Source organism: Streptomyces sp. NPDC052107, assembly GCF_040680215.1.
Taxonomy (GTDB): domain Bacteria; phylum Actinomycetota; class Actinomycetes; order Streptomycetales; family Streptomycetaceae; genus Streptomyces.
Map to the genome: position 1 here is coordinate 1 of NZ_JBFAWG010000117.1, position 15,414 is coordinate 15,414.

Genomic DNA, 15,414 nt, shown 5'->3' on the forward strand with positions numbered 1-15,414 from the left:
CGTCATCGGGTGTATCCCGAGACGCTTCGCAGCCTTGGACATCCGCAGCAACTCCATGCACAGAACTATACGAGCACAACACCCGGGATAGCTAACGAAGTTGTTGAGCCTCCGCAAAAACCCGTTGGCGGAATCACGGCAGCCACTGCTACGTTTCCGGAGGCCGTGCAAGAGAGCGAGGAGGTGGTACCCGTGAACGTATCGACATGGGTGCTCCCCTCCGGGGTCACGGTCGGGCGATAGGTCGTCCGGGAGTGCCGTTCAATGGCACTCCCGAAAGGCACGACCATGCAATTCACTTCTGAACAGCGTCTCGACGACGGTGTGCTCGAGCGCGAATTCACCCTCGGCGAGATCCCCGGCATCCTGTGGACGCCTGGATCCGCATTCGCATCCGCGCCGGCGCCGCTGATCCTGCTCAGCCCCCCTCCGCTCGGGCTGCGCAAGGCGTACCCCCGACTGGTGGCCCGAGCCCGGCAGTCCGCGGCGGACGGCTTCGCCACGGCCACGATCGAGCTCCCCGGAAGCGGCGACCGGCCCCGCCTGCCCGCCGCCGAGCAGGCCCTCGCCGACCTGCGCCAGGCTATGGAGGCCGGCGAGCCGGTCAGCGATGAGACCATCGATGCCCTCATCCTCCCCCTGGTCGACAAGGCGGTCCCGGAATGGCAGGCCGCCCTGGACGCCCTCCTGTCGCTGCCCGAGATCGGCGGCCCGGTCGGGTACTCGGGGGGAGTGATCTCCATCGGGACCCGGCTGGCGGTGGTCGAGCCGCGTATCTCGGCCGCTGTTCTGTTCGCCGGGAGTTTCGTCCCTCGCGCCATGTTCGAGGAGGCCCGCCAGGTCACCATTCCTCTGCACGTCCTGCTGCAGTGGGACGACGAAGGGAACGACCGGCAGGCGGCCCTGGACCTGTTCGACGCCTTCGGCTCCAAGGAGAAGACGCTGCACGCCAATATGGGCGGGCACACCGGCGTCCCGCAGTTCGCGGGGGACGCCGCGGCCCAGTTCTTCGCCCGACACCTGAAGTGACGCCGGGCCGTCAGGCCACCAGCAGACGGTAGCCGTGTTGGCCAAGATGCTGCTCATCCAGCGACACGTCCCGGCCTTCCTCGGCTCTGTCCACCACGGGCCCCTGCCGGAATCCTGGCAGGGGCCCGTGCTGCCCGAAGCCATGTCTCCCCGGGAGGCGGCGCGCCTGCCCCGCGCCACCCACGCTCCGTCACTCGGGCGTCCGTATCGAAGAAGCACTCGAACTCACTCATCTCAGCATCCGGCAGTACCAGCGGCCAGGTGGGGAAGTCATTGCCCTACTCGTGGTCGAACGTTGTGGCGCCGGGTGGGGAAGTCATTGCCCTACTCGTGGTCCAACGTTGCGGCGCCGCGGAGCCTTGCGCGGGTTTGGACCTCGCCAGCCACAGGCCGGTGAACACGGCGGTGGCCAATGTGACGGTGCCGGCAGCGAGGAAGGCGCTGTTGAGGCCGGTCTCGAAGGAGGCGCCGCCGGATTGCCGGGTGCGGACGATGGCTCCGAGTACCGCCACGCCGAGCACCGCGCCGATCTGTCGGGTGGTGCTGCTGATGCCTGATGCGAGGCCGCCTTCCTGCGGGCTGGCTGCTTGGATGGCGGCGCCTGTCAGTGGGGACATGGTCAGGGCGAAGCCGGTGCCGACGACTCCCAGCCGCCACCACACGTTCCCGTAGCCGGTGTCGGCGTGCACCATACCGAGCGCCAGCAGTCCCAGGCCGGCCAGGGCCAGGCCGACGGTGACCACGATGCGGAAGCCGTACCGGGCGGCGAGTCGGCCCGCGTACGGGCTGACGATCACCATGGCGAGGGATACCGGCAGGGTCTGCAGGCCGGCGCGCACGATCGAGCTGCCCTGGACGTACACGAAGAACTGGGAGAAGAAGAACGACGAACCCATGAGTGCGAACCCCACCACGACCATGGCGGTGTTGGACACGGTGAACAGGCGCTGCCGGAACAGCCGCAGCGGCAGCACCGGAGCGGAACGACGCGCTTCGACGGCGACGAAGGCGGCGAGGAGGATCACCGCGGCGGCGAAGCTGCCCAGGATGACCGGTGAGGTCCATCCGCGGGCACCCCCCTCGATCAGCCCGTAGGTCAGTACCCCCACCGCCAGAACGGACAGCACCGTGCCCGGGATGTCGATCGCGGGGGCGCTCGGATTGCGGGACTCGCCGAGGTGGCGCAGGCCGACCAGCAGCAGGACCACGCCGATGGGCAGATTGACCAGGAAGATGGCGGGCCACCCGAAGGCTTCTGTCAGCACGCCGCCGGCCACGGGGCCTGCGGCCAGACCGATTCCGCTGAATCCGGCCCACAGCCCGATCGCCTTGATTCGTTCTTGCGGCACGGGATGGGCGGCGGCGAGCAGGGCGAGCGAGGCAGGGCTGAGCGCCGCGGCCCCGATGCCCTGCAGCACCCGGCCGGCGATCAGCCAGCCGAGCGAGGGCGCGAGGCTGCACAGCAGCGACGCGGCGGTGAACACCGCCACGCCGGTCAGGTACACCCGCTTGCGGCCGAACCGGTCGGCGAAGACACCGCCGGACAGCAGCAGCATGGCGACCAGCAGTACGTAGGCGTCGACGATCCATTGCAGACCGGTCAGCTGAGTGTGCAGCCGGTGCTGCATATCGGGCAGCGCCGCTCCAACGATCGTGTTGTCGAGCAGGACCATGAATTGGCCTAGGCAGGTCACCGTGAGCAGCACGGCCCGGTTTGATCGACTGCCTACGGTCGCATGCGATGCAGCCATGGGATCCCCCTCAATCGTTAGTTGCGCCCGGTCGTGGTCGACGCGGGTGGCGATACACCCGAGCGCCCTAAAGCAGTCAGTGACTGCGTTAGGTGACTATAGGGAGGGTCGCCTCGTAAACGCAAGTCGCGACTGCGTTAAGGTGGGGTGCATGAACGAGCCACAGCGAGCCCGGCGTCCCGGCGGGCGCAGCGCCCGCGTCGGCGCGCAGGTGCACCAGGCCGTCACCGACCTGATCAGCGAGCGCGGCTACGGCAACTTCACCGTCGGCGAGGTCGCAGCCCGCGCAGGCGTGGCCGACAGCAGCATCTACCGTCGGTGGGGCAGCCTGGAAACCCTGCTCACCGACGTGGCGCTCACCCGCCTCAATGCGCAGTCGCCGATGCCCGACACCGGGAGCCTCGCCGGCGACCTGCGCACTTACGCGGCCCAAGTGGCCCGCGAGATCACCGGACCCGACGGTCCGGCGGTGCTGCACCTGGCCGTCGCCCTGTCGAGCAGCGGTCAGCAGGGCCTGCAGGCCGGTGCCGACCTCCGCGCCGAACGCACCCGGCAACTGCAGTCCATGCTCGATCGCGCCCGCGACCGTGGCGAGCCCGCACTCGACGCGTTCGACGTGCTGGACCACATCCTGGCCCCGATGTATATCCGCGTCTTGTTCGGCATGGTCCCGCTCACCCCGGACTACATCGACGGGCTGGTCGACCGATTGCTGTGACCTCAACCCAGTCCACGGGATCAGCCCTCGGGCGCGGTGCCACGGCACCGTGAGGTGCTCGCCGACACACACCCGGCCCGCTCGGCATCCGGCCCTTGGCTGGCTCACGCGGCCTGGCTGAACCCGTCGGTCGGCGAGCCGTTGCCGCGGATCGGTGTTCCGGGGATGAGTGTGCGGGTCTCGACGCGCGGGGTGTGGACGTCGATTGGTCCGCGGGCGGCAAGGCTCAGCGTGGGCACGGGCGGTGCCCGGGTGTCGTCGGGTCTTGGGCCGTTTTATGCCTCGAGTTCGCTAGGCGGTGGGCGGCGCCGGACAAGTACGCGTCGAACCTCCAGGCCTCGTAACGTCGCCCCTTCGGCCGCGCAGCTGGACCGGGCTCGACGGCAGGCAGAGCCAGCCCAGCAAGAGGCGCGACTTCTACACCTGGTCCAAGTCGGTCTACCTCGGCTGGGAGAGCTAGCCAAGAGGAGGCCGTTACTGAGATTCCACGCGTGATGTCGCCGCCAGCGTCTGCTTGAACTGCGACGATCGTCGGCCATGACGCGACATCACGCAAAGATCATCAGTAGATGTCTAACGGCCTCCTACCTCGATCTCGTGGTGTTCCTCGAAGCCGTTGGCGTGGACGTCCGAGTGGCAGCCGCCGAAGGGCGTCACGCTGGCCGCGGTGCGTGAGCGGCTGCCGGGGCGCCGGGCCCGGTGGCAGCGGGTGCGCATGGTCGGGGTGCGCGACCTGTTCGGCTGACCGGGTCCGGCCGTCGTTTTGCGCCCCCTACCGCCCGATGGTGGCAGGGCGGGCGGGGGTCGGAGGTGTGTGGTCGGTTCGTGCCGTCAGCCGCGTCGTCCGGTGGCTGTGTACTGGTCGGTCTGCTGCCAGCTTGTGGGGATGCCCAGTGCGGTGGGGGCGTCCGCGATTCCCGCCCCAAGGCGCGGGTCGGCACCGGGCAGGGGCCGGCAGGCGGTGCGCATCAGCAGGTAGAGGCGGTCGGCGCGGGCCGCGGTGCGCGGTACCGCTTGGGTGCGCAGGTGGTCGTGGTGGGCCAGCAGCAGCGCCGCTAGCCCGGTGACGTGGGCGGCGGCGATCGCCGTGCCGTCGACGGCGGTGTAGCCGTCATCCAGGCTCGTGGTGATGACTGCCGCGCCGGGCGCGACCAGGTCCACGCCCGGGCCGGTGGGGGTGAATGGCGCCGGGAAGGGGCCGGGCCACGGCGGCTGTACGCCGGTGAGCGGGCTGCTCACGGGGTAGGTGCCGGTGTGCGCGAGTGCCCCCACCGCGAGGACTCCCGGCAGGGTGGCGGGCTGGGTGAGGGGGCCGGCGGTGTCGCCGGCCGGGGCGACGATGGTGATGCCGGCGGCGTGTGCGTCGGCGAGTTTCCAGGCGGCCAGCTGCGAGCGTACCGGGTAGGCGAGGCTGATCTGGGCGATGTCGATGGTGTGGGTGATGCAGTAGTCGACCGCTTCGAGCAGGTCGCTGAGGTGCCCGCCGGGGAACAGCTTCAGGGCATGCACCTCGGCCTCCGCCGCGATCCCGGCGATGCCGGCGTTGTTGTCCGCGGCGGCGATGATGCCGGCGCACCATGTGCCGTGCCCGGTCGCATCGAGGCCCCAGGTGTCGTTTTTGGCGCTGGTGAAGTCGTGCCCGTGCTTGACAGTGTCCTTCAGGTCCGGGTGGGCGGTGTTCACTCCCGAATCGAGCAGCGCGATCCGGATGCCGTGGCCGCGGTAGGTCGGGGGAATCTGGTGGAGCCGCATCGCCTGGACGCCCCAGCCGGTGACCGCCTTGCCGGGAAAGCCCTCGAACGTCTCCGACAGCGCCTGCACCCTCACCACCGTCTCTTGCCCGCCCGTGGGTTGGGGGGTGGTGGTGCGGGCCGGCCAGTAGCCGGCCACCGGGCGGACGTAGAGGGCCTGCAGCGTGTCCGGGGTGTCCGCGGCCAGGGTCAGCGTCAGCCGCCCGTCCGGGTCGGTGGTGCCGTGGACCGGGCCGCCGGTGCCGATCGCCCACACGTGCGCCCCGGCCACCGCCTCCCCGTCACCACCCACCACCCGCAGCGTGAGCTGCTCGGGCTCTTCCAGCGTGATCGCCAGCATGGGGTCGATCATCGGCGCCGGGCCGACACCCACCGACGGGGTGGGGGTGTAGGAGAGCGGCTGGTCGATCTCCACGACCACCTGTGGGTTCCCGGCCAGGGCGCGGGCCCGCTCCTGCGGCATCCTCACGACCGCGACCGGGGGGCAGGCCGGATGCGGCTCCGCGATTGCCCCCAAACCCCGGGAACGCGGCGGGCGCACCTGTGCCACCGGCTCCACTTCGGGGTCTTCCTCCAGCAGCCGGAACAGCGCCGAGGCCTCGATCGGCGGCACCCCGCCCGGAAGTAGCCCCACCGGCCGGGGCGCCACCAGATACCGGCCCCACCCCGCCCGCACACCCTGACCCGGCACACCGGCCTCCGGCCCCGCGCGGCGTTCCCCGCCCGTGCTGCCCGGCCCGCCCGCCGCCGGCTGCCCGGCCTCACCCGCCGCGCCCTGCGCACGCGGGGTCTTGCCCTTGCCGTTGCCCGGCTTCATACCATTGCCGCCCTGCTCACTCATACAAGCCAACCGCCATCTCAGATACATAGAGTCGTCGTACACACGCCCTGGATCTTTTACGTCGCCGGCCGGGAGGCGGGGGCCCTGAGCTCCCCGGCCAGCGGTCGCCGCACCTTCGCCTCGACGTCCCAGCGCGGCGGGGTATCCGGCCGGGCAGGCCCGCTTCCCCACACGGGAGGCAGAACGCGCTGCCCGGCCGGGTGTCTCACATGCCCAGAGGCGACAGCTGCCCGAACTGCGGCTGCAGGCCCGGGAACTGGCCGAACTGCGCCTGGCCGAAGCCGCCGCCCCACTGCTGCTGGCCTTGCTGACTCTGCTGCACCAGCGTCAGGATCGCGGTCGGCAGTGCCTGCTGCACGGACTGCTCCACCGCGCTGCGCACGCCCTGCTGCAGCGTGTGGTGCAGCGCGAGAGCCAGGTACGGGTGCGCCTGGTGGGCCAGGCCCTGCTGCTGAAGCTGCTGCTGGACCTGCTGGATCTGCTGCAGCGTCTGCTGCATCCGCTGCGCGATCTGCTGGCTCGCCTGCTGGCAGGCCTGCTGGATCGACTGCTGGACCACCTGCGCGAGCTGCTGCTGGCCGATCTGGCCCCAGGGCTGCTGCTGGCCGTACTGCGGCTGCGCGATCGAGGACTGGCCGAACATCTGCTGCTGGCTGTACGGCTGCTGGGTCTGCGGCTGGCTGATCTGCTGGGGGGTGTACACGGACATGCGGAACTCCTCCTTGAGCTCTCCGGAAAGCAGGGAAGAACGGCGCACCAGACAGCCCTGGACGCCGCCACCGAGCAGCAAACCACCACCCGACCAAGAACACATTCCGGGACATACCGCCAAGCGGTGGAGCACGTCATCGCGCTGGCCGTCACCGCAGTCACGGCGCCCGCCCTGCACACGCATGGCGACGGCACCGGCAACCAGTAGGCGATGGGCCTGGACAGGCCACCGGGCGCAGGCTGGAACCATGAGCGTGGACCCATCCCCCGGCGCTCATGGTGAACTGCCGTTGCCGGCGCCGATGCTCGCGGTGACCGGCCCGCCGCCCAGGCCGGAGACCGAGGCACCTGGTCCTGAAGGCCGAGGACCTGGCCGACGCCGACCTGATCGCCCAGCAGATCAATCTGGACCGCGCCCGTGAAGCACGCCTGGTCGCCGAAGGGATCAGCGACCGCATCCGCGACAAGTTCGGTCCCGGCGCCATCGGTCCAGCTGCCGCATTCCGTCACGCATCATGACTGACCTTGCTGATCAAACCTCCGAGTTGTCCGAAACGCCAGCGATGAACTGTGACACCTGCCGCCGCGGACTTTTCGGAGAACTGACGCCCGCGGCAGGCAGCTCGGCGAGCGCTGCCTCCAGCCGAGGATGCACCTCGCCCGGAGGCAGACCGTCAGAGCGACATCCGGATCAGTCAGTGTTCGATGTGGTAGCGGCTTTGAGCGACGACGGCCTGGCGGAGTTTGGTAGTGAAGTCGGGGGTTCGGGCGATGCGGTCGACGCCGCCGGCCTTGCTGTGGCGCAGGGCACTTTTGAAGTTCTGATCCAGGGTGCCGGTCATGCGGGCCATCAGGTCATCGTTGAGGTGGTCGAGGTCGATGCCAAGGAGATCCCGCAGAGTGGGCTGGCGCAGGTGTTCTTTGCCTGCAGGATCACCAGCTCGATCTTGCCGGCCCGTGAGGGCAGGAACTGATGCGCATCGGCGGTGATGTAGCGCTCGTCTACGAAGGTCCAGATGCCGTCGATGCCGCAGTCGTGGGCTCCGTCCACGATGCCGTCCGTGATCTCGTCGTTGTCGAGATCCCAGTCCTGCAGGGCCTTGTCGGCGGCGAAAAACGTGAAGAAATCGTCCCTGCCCTTTTCCGGCGCCAGCTTGCGGTGCTGGTCTTCCAGAATCCGGTCCAGCAATCGCTGGTGTTCTGCACCGACGTCACGCCACCCCCCACCAAGGCGACAGACCCAGGACAGGAAATGGTGGCAGGCGCACGCATCGGTGAACACCCCACGTACTGAGGTTTTCTCAGTGGCGCGATTCTTCCCATCCCGTTTGCTGATCGTCGCGATGACAGCTCCGTCGCTGACTGGGAGCGACATGTCAACGAGCAGCGCCTCTGCCATCGGGCAGGACGTTGCGCGAGATGGTCTGTTTCAGGATGCCTTTTGGTCGGCGGGCTTCTTGATCTCGGTGGTCACCCGTGCCCCTCGGAAGAGCACCGGGAGCCACAGCAGACATGCCAGCAGGGGGACGGCGGCGTAGGTGGCCATGCCCACACTGGAGCCCATCCCGTCCATGAGCGCGCCGAGGACGAGATAGCCGGTGCCGATGAGCGCCGACTCCACGAATGCGATCATCGACAGCAGGCTCGCCCGGTGGCGCGACGGCACGGCCTCGTTGAACACGTTGTCCACGATCACGGCGGTGATCTCGGGAATCCCGGCCAGGGCCAGGAACGCGGCGATGGTGACCCAGACAAGGCCGAGGCCGCTCAGGCCGAGTGCCGCGGCGAGCGTCAGGAGAGACACCGGGACTATGATCCGATACCCGATGCGCCGGTCCGCGCGGTCCGACAGCAGCGGAGTGAGCCCGCCAGCGATGAATCCCGCCGATATGACCACGCTGACCAATGCGGTGCCCGCTCCCTGATCGGAGAGGGTCTTCTGCGTAAAAATGATGTACGGCGTCAAAGTCGCATGCATCAATCCGGACACCACGACAAGCGTCACGAGCGCCGGCGTGGCGACCCGAAGCATCGCCCGCCATGCTGTGACGTCGCCGTGCTCCTCCTCGGCTCCCTCCTGCTCGTCCACCGCGTCCGCGCCGCGGATCTCGGGCACCCCTGACATCAGCACCACCGCGGCCAGGACGAGGCACGCCGCCGAACCGACGTAGACGACTCCCCAGGAAATCTGCTGCAGTTGGCCGCCGAGGACGATGGCGGCTCCCGAGGTGACCGTCCCGAGCATGGTGAACCGGGACTTGATCTTGACGTAGCTGGCCGTTGCACCACGACGCACGAGCAGGTCGTACAGCAGGGCGGTGTCCGAACCGGACACACATGCCATGCCCATACCCTGCCCGATGAACAGCGCCAGGAACACCCAGTAGTTGGAGAACGCCACCTGACCGAGCAGACATCCAGCTATCAGCATCTGGCCGATCACGATGCTGGCACGCCTGCCGATTCGGTCGGCGATGACTCCCGTCGGCAACTCCGCAAGTCCGCTGACCAGGTAGAGCAGTGTCTGCAGTAGGGCCACTTGCGCGGCGGAGAAGCCGCGCTGATAAAGGAAGATGACGAATACGCCTCGCTGGAATAGCGAGTTGGTGAGCACGGCGTATACGTAGAACGGGCGCGTGACACTTGGTGCTGCATTGTCGACTGCAGCCGACCCGCTAAGGGCCTCCGTGGTGCCGGTCATGCTGCGGGCTCCCTGGTGACTCCGGTGATCATTAGTGTTGGGCCTCCGCCGCCGACCGGAACCTCCAGTCCATACTTCGCGCAGGATATTGGGCCGGCCATCCGGGAACCGTTGCCAGCGCCGTGGCCATCTGCGGCGGTGGTGTCAAATGCTGGAAACAGTAGCGTGCATCTTCTGGAAACGGTTGCGTACATCTTGGAGCCAGCGTGGGCGTGAAGTCAGGGCAATCCCAGACCTCGTCACTGAGAAATGATCTTCGCTGAGCTATGTGAACCGCCCGATTCGGGACGGGTGGGGCAGGTGGGCCCCGATCGTCGAGAGACGTGAACCCCCTGGTAGGACGGTTCTCACCGCAAGATCGTCCGCTGAAGCAGAGGCTTCACGTTGGTCACCTATGCTGCCACGCTCGATGTCCCGCGCCACATCGTGGTGCACCTCTCCCGACTGCTTGCCGCGCATCGCCGTCGTCTGGGCACCCCGCGGGGCTCGCGGGCACTGGGCACGTTCCGGCAGGCGGTCCTCGTGCTGCGCTGGTTCCGCGAGCGGGGCTGCATGCACTGCCTGGCCAGGGACGCTGGCATCTCCCAGGCCACCAGCTATCGCTACCTGCACGAGGGCATCGACATCCTCGCGGCCCAAGCACCCGATCAGCACGAGGTGTTGGACCGCTGCCGCGAGGAGGAGATGAGTCACGTGATCCTCGACGGCATGCTCATCGAGAGCGACCGCCTGGCCGGCACCCGGGACAACGGCAACGACCTGTGGTTCAGCCAGAAACACAAGAGCTTCGGCGGCAACGTCCAGTTCCTGTCCGCCCCGGACGGCACCCCGCTGTGGGTCTCCGATGTCGAGCCGGGCTCCACCCCGGACATCACCGCCGCCCGGCTGTACGTCCTGCCCGCGTTGTACAAGGCAGCCGCAGACGGCCCGCCCACCCTGGCCGACAAGGGATACATCGGCGCCGGCATCGGCATCCGCGTCCCGGTCCGCCGCCCGAAGGGGAAGTCGGAACAAGCCCTCGACGCCGACACCCGCACCACGAACTGCCTGGTCAGAGACCTCCGCGCCCTCGGTGAGCGTACCGCTGCCGAACTCAAAGAACGCTGGCGCGCGCTCCAGCGCGTCACCCTCAGCCCCAGCCGTATCGGCGACATAGCCCGCGCCGCCGTTGCCCTCAACCGCCACTGGAAGTGATCTTCACTGAGAAGACCTCACTGGCTCAAGTTCCTACCAGGGCTGTTCCCGCCGGTTCAGTCCCGCACCGTACCCAGGCTGCTCAGCAGCGTCGACGGACGACATTGACCTGACCGAGGCCGATCCTGCCGACCTGGTTGCGGATCACCGGCCGGCACCGCCTGGCGCCTGTTCAACGACCAGCGTCGCTTGCCGAGCCGGTAGTGAGCTGTCCGTCCCACAGCGCCTGGTGCTCGTCGACTTTGGCCTGGTCCTTGCGCCAGGTGGTGAAGAAGGGGTTGTCGTCTCCCTTGACCGACTCCACGAACGCCGCGGCGTGAGCGCGCAGCGTGTCCAGCTGCTTGATGATGTCGGTGACCTCGACCGCGTACTCCTCCAGTGCCCCGGCTACTGTCTCCGGCTTGTCGGCGACGCTGCCGGAGGTGTCCTGCACCGCCTGCGTCGTCACGAACAACTGCTCGGCGTCGGTGCCTTGTAGGAGGCGTCCAGGTGCTGGAAGCGGGTGTGCACGACGCTCCCGGATCGCCTTCGCCGCCCGCCGCAGCGAGAATGCCTCCCGTTGCAGCTCGATCAGGTCCCTGGTGAAGGTGGGTATGTTGTTCGGGCTGATCACCGGCCCTCGCCCGTCCTTTTGCGGGTTGCTTCTTGATCAGCACTTGAGCCCTCCTTCGGTCGCGAGTCTGTCGAGGCTGTCTGCCCAGTTCTGGCCGGGTGCGCAGTTTCTACGTGAGGTGGTCGTAGGCGGATTGGAGGTACAGCTCGGAGATGACCGCGGCCCGCATGGCGGGTTGGCGGGAAGATGGAACGTCAGACGGCACCGGTCACGCAGTCCCTGTATGTCAGGGCGACAGCGAAGCCCGTACAGCACCTCTACCGTCCGGGACCATCGCGGCGAAGTCAGCTGCTGGGACGGCTGAACGGAATGCCTCCGGCCCTACCTCCTGTGGTAGTGCCGTGTGTTGGCGGCTTACGCAGCTCTTCTACTCAGGCGAAGACACTTTTACTCAAGCATGTACGCGCGTGAGTAAGTGTGAGTATGCTTGTGCGTGCTGACGTGCTGAGAGGGCGCGTTGGTATCGAAGGGAGGGTCATATGCGCCTGATCGATGGCACGCCGCAGGAGATCGCCGAGTTCTTGCGGCTGACTACGCCGGAGGACGATGTGGACGCCGGCGCGCCCGCTGAGGCAGAACTGGATGCCCCTGGCAACGGACTTGGCGGGGAACTGGACTGGATCCAGATCAAGGACCTGGTCCGCGGTCGCGCCCGCAGCGCGGAAATCGCCAAGCGCGTGCTTGACTTCCTCCAGGGGGCTGTGGCGCTCGGCAACGTCGAGATCGGTTCGGGGGAGTCCGAGCGAACCCGCGACGGCCGCACCGACTACGTCATGGTCCGCGACGCAGGCGTGCGCCGCTTCGGCGCCGTCGCCTACGTCAGGGCCACCAACGGCGGACTTACCCTGCGCCTGACCCGTGAGGACGTAAAGGACCTCGACGAGCCACGCATCAGCTTCCGGCAGGTCCGCCCCGGCCACCAGTACGTCGTCAACTGCCCGCTCCGCGACGACCAGGCGGTCCAGGCAGCACTGCGCCTCGTCGAGCTCGCTCTGAGGAAGGTCCGCCAGTAACGCGAAACTGCTCCGGACGTCACCTCAAGGGGCCCTGCCCGACCGGACAGGGTCCCTTGAGTCGTGATCACCGCCAGTTCTGCGCCGGAGGCCCCGGCGCGCCGCGCACCTGTCTCCAGCAGTGGTGCAGCAAGGCAAACCTGGCGCGCGTGTACCTGCCGTCAACTCTGGAGGATGACCAGGTGGACCAGCAGATCGAGGTAGAACGCAAGAGGCAGCCCCGCACGACGGCGCGGTCCTCGCCGGGCGGCTTGTCGAACTCGGCTGGAGCCCCGACGAGCCCGTCACCGAGGTGGACACCTACTACAGCCGCCCCGACTTCGACTACTTGAAGACCGTCGAGTGCCTGCGCGTCAGGCGGCGCGGCGACTTCGCAGAGATCACCTACAAGCCGCCGTCCACCGCGGCCACCCACAGCGCGGACAGCGTGATTTCCAAGCCGGAGACGAACGTCCCCCTCGACTCGGCGAGCCAGGCCGCACTCGCCAACCAACTTCTGGAGAACATCGGCATGCGACTGCTGGTCCACGTGGAAAAGCACCGCGAGACCTACCGCCACGCGCTGCACCCGGACGTCACCGTCAGCATCGACACGGTGGCCGGCGTCGGCACCTTCGTGGAGACGGAAGTCGTCAGCGCCAACGCGACGCAGGCTGCCCTGCGCGTCGAACGCGTCGAGAAGGAACTCGACGTGGTCGACCTGCCCATCGTCGATCTGCCCTACCGGGATCTCACCCTTGCCAATGTCGCCGCTCCCTGAGCTGCGAGCACCCGCACGCCCCTGCGCCCGTGCCTCTGAACTCGACAGCATCGAACTCCGGTCGCGCCGACCAGATGGTGTCCAGACGCCGCAGCAGGAGGGCATCGTAGAGGTCGGCGTCGTCACGTTGCCCAACGGTCGGCTGGCCGCGCAGCAACGGTCGGCTGGCCGCGCAGCTGTGGTGTCACTGGCCGTCGGTAGCGTGAGAAGCGTGATGGTGGGCACCGAAGAAACCAGGCTGGTCGTGCTGCGCGGCAACAGCGCCTCAGACAAATCGTGTGTAGCGGCAGGCCTCCGTGAGAGGTTCGGCCGCGGCCTGGCCCTGGTCGGCCAGGACAACCTCCGCAGCATGGTGCTCCGTGAACGCGATCGTCCTGGAGCTGGCTTCGGTGCGTCTTGCTCGACCTGCCGGATCCACTCCAGCAGCAGGTATCCGCGTTGGTGAGGGACGAGGTCGGCGAAGGCTCGGGATCGGTCACAGGTTTGGGCGATGCCAGCAGTAGAGCCGGACTTGAAGCAGCCTCGCGTCCTGGCTGTCGGGGAGAGTCGCGCGGGGCCTCATGATCCACGAGGTGGTTTTGCGGGGCTGGGGATGTCGACCCGTACCGGTTCGGCGGTGCCCGCGCGGAGGGAGCAAACCAGTTTCGGTCGTTCCGGACGAACGGTCACGGTGACGTATCCGCGAATGAAAACTCCGAAGGGGCCTCGAGGTTCACAGGCAAGCTCAGAACGTCGCATGTCCTTTTATCTTCACGGCTTCCCTGCAGCCAAGTAACCTCTGGGGATATCGCCAAGGGGGGCATGTGAAATATCAAAAGGGGATCTTCGCCGCCGTAACCGTGTCCGGGTTGATCGCCTTCGTGGCGAGCAGAACTACGGTGCGGCAAGCCACCACTGCGTCAACGCTCCACTCGGCGCCAGAGATACCTCAGGAGTCTCCTGAGGGTCACTACGACGCCCGCAAAGGCGCTGCCGGCTACGCGCCCATTGTCGGAACACTCGGCGCACTGGCGGTTGCCGCAGTCGTCGTCGTGTTCACAACTCTCCCTGACCCCCTGCGCCACAGTGAGGTCGCTGCGTTTGCGACAGGGCTCTTCGTCGTCACCGTCATCGGCAGCATTATCGGAGCCATCTCGCTGGCTGCCATCGGTGGAGAAAGCGCCCTGACGCCCAACTTGACGCCGGCGGTGATGTACGCCGCTGTTGCGGTCGTCATCGCACTCGTCGATGTGGTCGCAGCGTTCGAAATGCTCGCCTCGCTCGTGCTGTCCCCCGCCCGCCTCCTCCTGCAGGTGATCACAGGTATAGCCGGAGCCCTCGGAGTGTTCTTCACCGCCCTTGCTTTGGGAGACAGTTGGGCCACTCACCCGGCGGCGCACACGCCCGGCTATGAGAGGTGGAGATCCGCAGAGTGGATTGCTTCGCAGCACGACGCAGACAGGGCCGCGATCCGCGTCTCGGCAATCGGTGTCCTCCCGGCCGTGGCAGGCACGGCCCTGCGAGTCACCAAAGTGCTGCATCCGACGGCACATGTGGCCGCGGCGAACACGATCACTCTCGGCGGCCTGGCCTTGACGGTCGTTGCCACGGTTCTCAGCGCCCTGCGTTCCCGGCATCCCGAATGCGTGCCATCGCGGGGCACGCGTCGATGGGAGGCCTACGCCACCACCCTCGCCACCAGTTCCTACACCGCAATCCTCCTGATTTTCTTGCCGTGAGGAGGGCACAGGTCATGTGGCCGGGCGACATCATCTGGCCCGACGGCGCCGCTCGCCGAGGCTGATCAAAGACAAAGCCGCGTCACAACGGATGCTTTAGCACCACTCCTCGCTGCCAGCCCGAGAGCCTTTGAGAGTCCGTATGGCCACCGAATTCAGTGATCTCGCGAATGAACTAGTGCGGCGGATGGCCACTGATCAGCATGCACGAGGAGTGCGCCAGGACGGACGTGCAACGCCGGATGGGGAGGCCATGCTGGCAGTGGATGCTGACAACACTGCGTGGCTTGCCTCGGTCTTCGACCGGTATGGATGGCCCGGCCACACTCTGGTGGGCGAAGAGGCCGCGAACGCGGCATGGTCCAGCAACGCGCCCTTGAACTCCTCACCGCGGCTGCCGACTCAGCAGACGCCACGCCCCGGCAGCTGGCCTATCTGACCGACCGCTGTCAGGTGAACCACAGTCTGCCGCAGACGTTTGGCACGCAGTACACCACCGGCCCTGACGTTGAAGGCTCTCCTCCCTGGAGGACCCCGTTGCTGATCTCTCATTTCGAGGGGTGGGTGAGGAGGCGGGATAAGTGGGTGGTGCGGGTGCGCTCGGGGCGGTGGCC

14 protein-coding genes and 3 pseudogenes are annotated in these 15,414 nt (G+C 67.6%); 9 read left to right on the top strand and 8 right to left on the bottom strand.

The annotated features are described in order from the left end of the window. Positions 1 to 288: 288 nt before the first annotated feature. Entirely contained in the window at positions 289 to 1,029 is a 741-nt protein-coding gene (locus tag AB0M27_RS42565) for an alpha/beta hydrolase (RefSeq protein ID WP_365730747.1), read from the top strand. A gap of 278 nt (positions 1,030 to 1,307) precedes the next feature. Here AB0M27_RS42565 and AB0M27_RS42570 read toward each other — a convergent pair whose 3' ends face one another. Beyond that, complete coding sequence (locus AB0M27_RS42570) at positions 1,308 to 2,780, bottom strand: MFS transporter (RefSeq protein ID WP_365730749.1); 1,473 nt, start codon at positions 2,778 to 2,780, stop codon at positions 1,308 to 1,310. A gap of 151 nt (positions 2,781 to 2,931) precedes the next feature. Between AB0M27_RS42570 and AB0M27_RS42575 the strand changes: the two genes are divergently transcribed. Further along, the gene (locus tag AB0M27_RS42575) at positions 2,932 to 3,498 is read left to right on the top strand and encodes a TetR/AcrR family transcriptional regulator (protein ID WP_365730751.1); all 567 of its coding nucleotides are present in this window, start codon (positions 2,932 to 2,934) and stop codon (positions 3,496 to 3,498) included. 104 nt (positions 3,499 to 3,602) lie between these two features. Here the strand turns inward: AB0M27_RS42575 and AB0M27_RS42580 are convergent, their stop codons facing one another. Then, complete coding sequence (locus AB0M27_RS42580; RefSeq protein WP_365730753.1) at positions 3,603 to 3,737, bottom strand: hypothetical protein; 135 nt, start codon at positions 3,735 to 3,737, stop codon at positions 3,603 to 3,605. 377 nt (positions 3,738 to 4,114) lie between these two features. On the opposite strand from AB0M27_RS42580, the gene AB0M27_RS42585 reads away from it, so the two are divergent. Beyond that, positions 4,115 to 4,243 (top strand): hypothetical protein, encoded by a 129-nt coding sequence (locus AB0M27_RS42585; protein ID WP_365730755.1) that lies wholly within the window; start codon positions 4,115 to 4,117, stop codon positions 4,241 to 4,243. 86 nt (positions 4,244 to 4,329) lie between these two features. Here AB0M27_RS42585 and AB0M27_RS42590 read toward each other — a convergent pair whose 3' ends face one another. From AB0M27_RS42590 to AB0M27_RS42610, 5 genes are all read right to left on the bottom strand, one after another. Next, positions 4,330 to 6,090, bottom strand: coding sequence for a S8 family serine peptidase (locus tag AB0M27_RS42590; RefSeq protein WP_365730757.1), 1,761 nt, complete (start codon positions 6,088 to 6,090; stop codon positions 4,330 to 4,332). Positions 6,091 to 6,295: 205 nt separating this feature from the next. Beyond that, positions 6,296 to 6,799, bottom strand: a complete 504-nt coding sequence (locus tag AB0M27_RS42595; RefSeq protein WP_365730759.1) for a hypothetical protein — start codon at positions 6,797 to 6,799, stop codon at positions 6,296 to 6,298. Positions 6,800 to 7,496: 697 nt separating this feature from the next. After that, a complete protein-coding gene (locus AB0M27_RS42600) occupies positions 7,497 to 7,652 on the bottom strand; it encodes a hypothetical protein (protein WP_365730761.1) in 156 nt (51 codons plus the stop codon). Then, a complete protein-coding gene (locus AB0M27_RS42605) occupies positions 7,652 to 8,200 on the bottom strand; it encodes a hypothetical protein (protein WP_365730763.1) in 549 nt (182 codons plus the stop codon). Before AB0M27_RS42605 ends, AB0M27_RS42600 begins: the two co-directional genes overlap by 1 nt. Before the next feature lie 30 nt (positions 8,201 to 8,230). Further along, positions 8,231 to 9,502 carry an MFS transporter gene (locus AB0M27_RS42610; protein WP_365730765.1) on the bottom strand — a complete coding sequence of 424 codons (1,272 nt, stop codon included), beginning with the start codon at positions 9,500 to 9,502 and terminating at the stop codon, positions 8,231 to 8,233. A gap of 384 nt (positions 9,503 to 9,886) precedes the next feature. Between AB0M27_RS42610 and AB0M27_RS42615 the strand changes: the two genes are divergently transcribed. Beyond that, positions 9,887 to 10,696, top strand: coding sequence for a transposase family protein (locus AB0M27_RS42615; RefSeq protein WP_365730767.1), 810 nt, complete (start codon positions 9,887 to 9,889; stop codon positions 10,694 to 10,696). 172 nt (positions 10,697 to 10,868) lie between these two features. On the opposite strand, the gene AB0M27_RS42620 is transcribed toward AB0M27_RS42615, so the two are convergent. Then, positions 10,869 to 11,309 carry a hypothetical protein gene (locus tag AB0M27_RS42620; RefSeq protein WP_365730769.1) on the bottom strand — a complete coding sequence of 147 codons (441 nt, stop codon included), beginning with the start codon at positions 11,307 to 11,309 and terminating at the stop codon, positions 10,869 to 10,871. Positions 11,310 to 11,788: 479 nt separating this feature from the next. On the opposite strand from AB0M27_RS42620, the gene AB0M27_RS42625 reads away from it, so the two are divergent. The 5 genes and pseudogenes from AB0M27_RS42625 to AB0M27_RS42645 form a co-directional block, all read left to right on the top strand. Beyond that, positions 11,789 to 12,322 (top strand): hypothetical protein, encoded by a 534-nt coding sequence (locus AB0M27_RS42625; protein WP_365730772.1) that lies wholly within the window; start codon positions 11,789 to 11,791, stop codon positions 12,320 to 12,322. 265 nt (positions 12,323 to 12,587) lie between these two features. Next, a pseudogene (cyaB, locus tag AB0M27_RS42630) lies at positions 12,588 to 13,082 on the top strand (class IV adenylate cyclase); the annotation flags it as partial. A gap of 214 nt (positions 13,083 to 13,296) precedes the next feature. Next, a pseudogene (locus AB0M27_RS42635) lies at positions 13,297 to 13,464 on the top strand (kinase); the annotation flags it as partial. A 421-nt stretch (positions 13,465 to 13,885) separates the two neighbouring features. Then, positions 13,886 to 14,800, top strand: a complete 915-nt coding sequence (locus tag AB0M27_RS42640) for a hypothetical protein (protein ID WP_365730774.1) — start codon at positions 13,886 to 13,888, stop codon at positions 14,798 to 14,800. A gap of 357 nt (positions 14,801 to 15,157) precedes the next feature. After that, a pseudogene (locus AB0M27_RS42645) lies at positions 15,158 to 15,414 on the top strand (hypothetical protein); the annotation flags it as partial.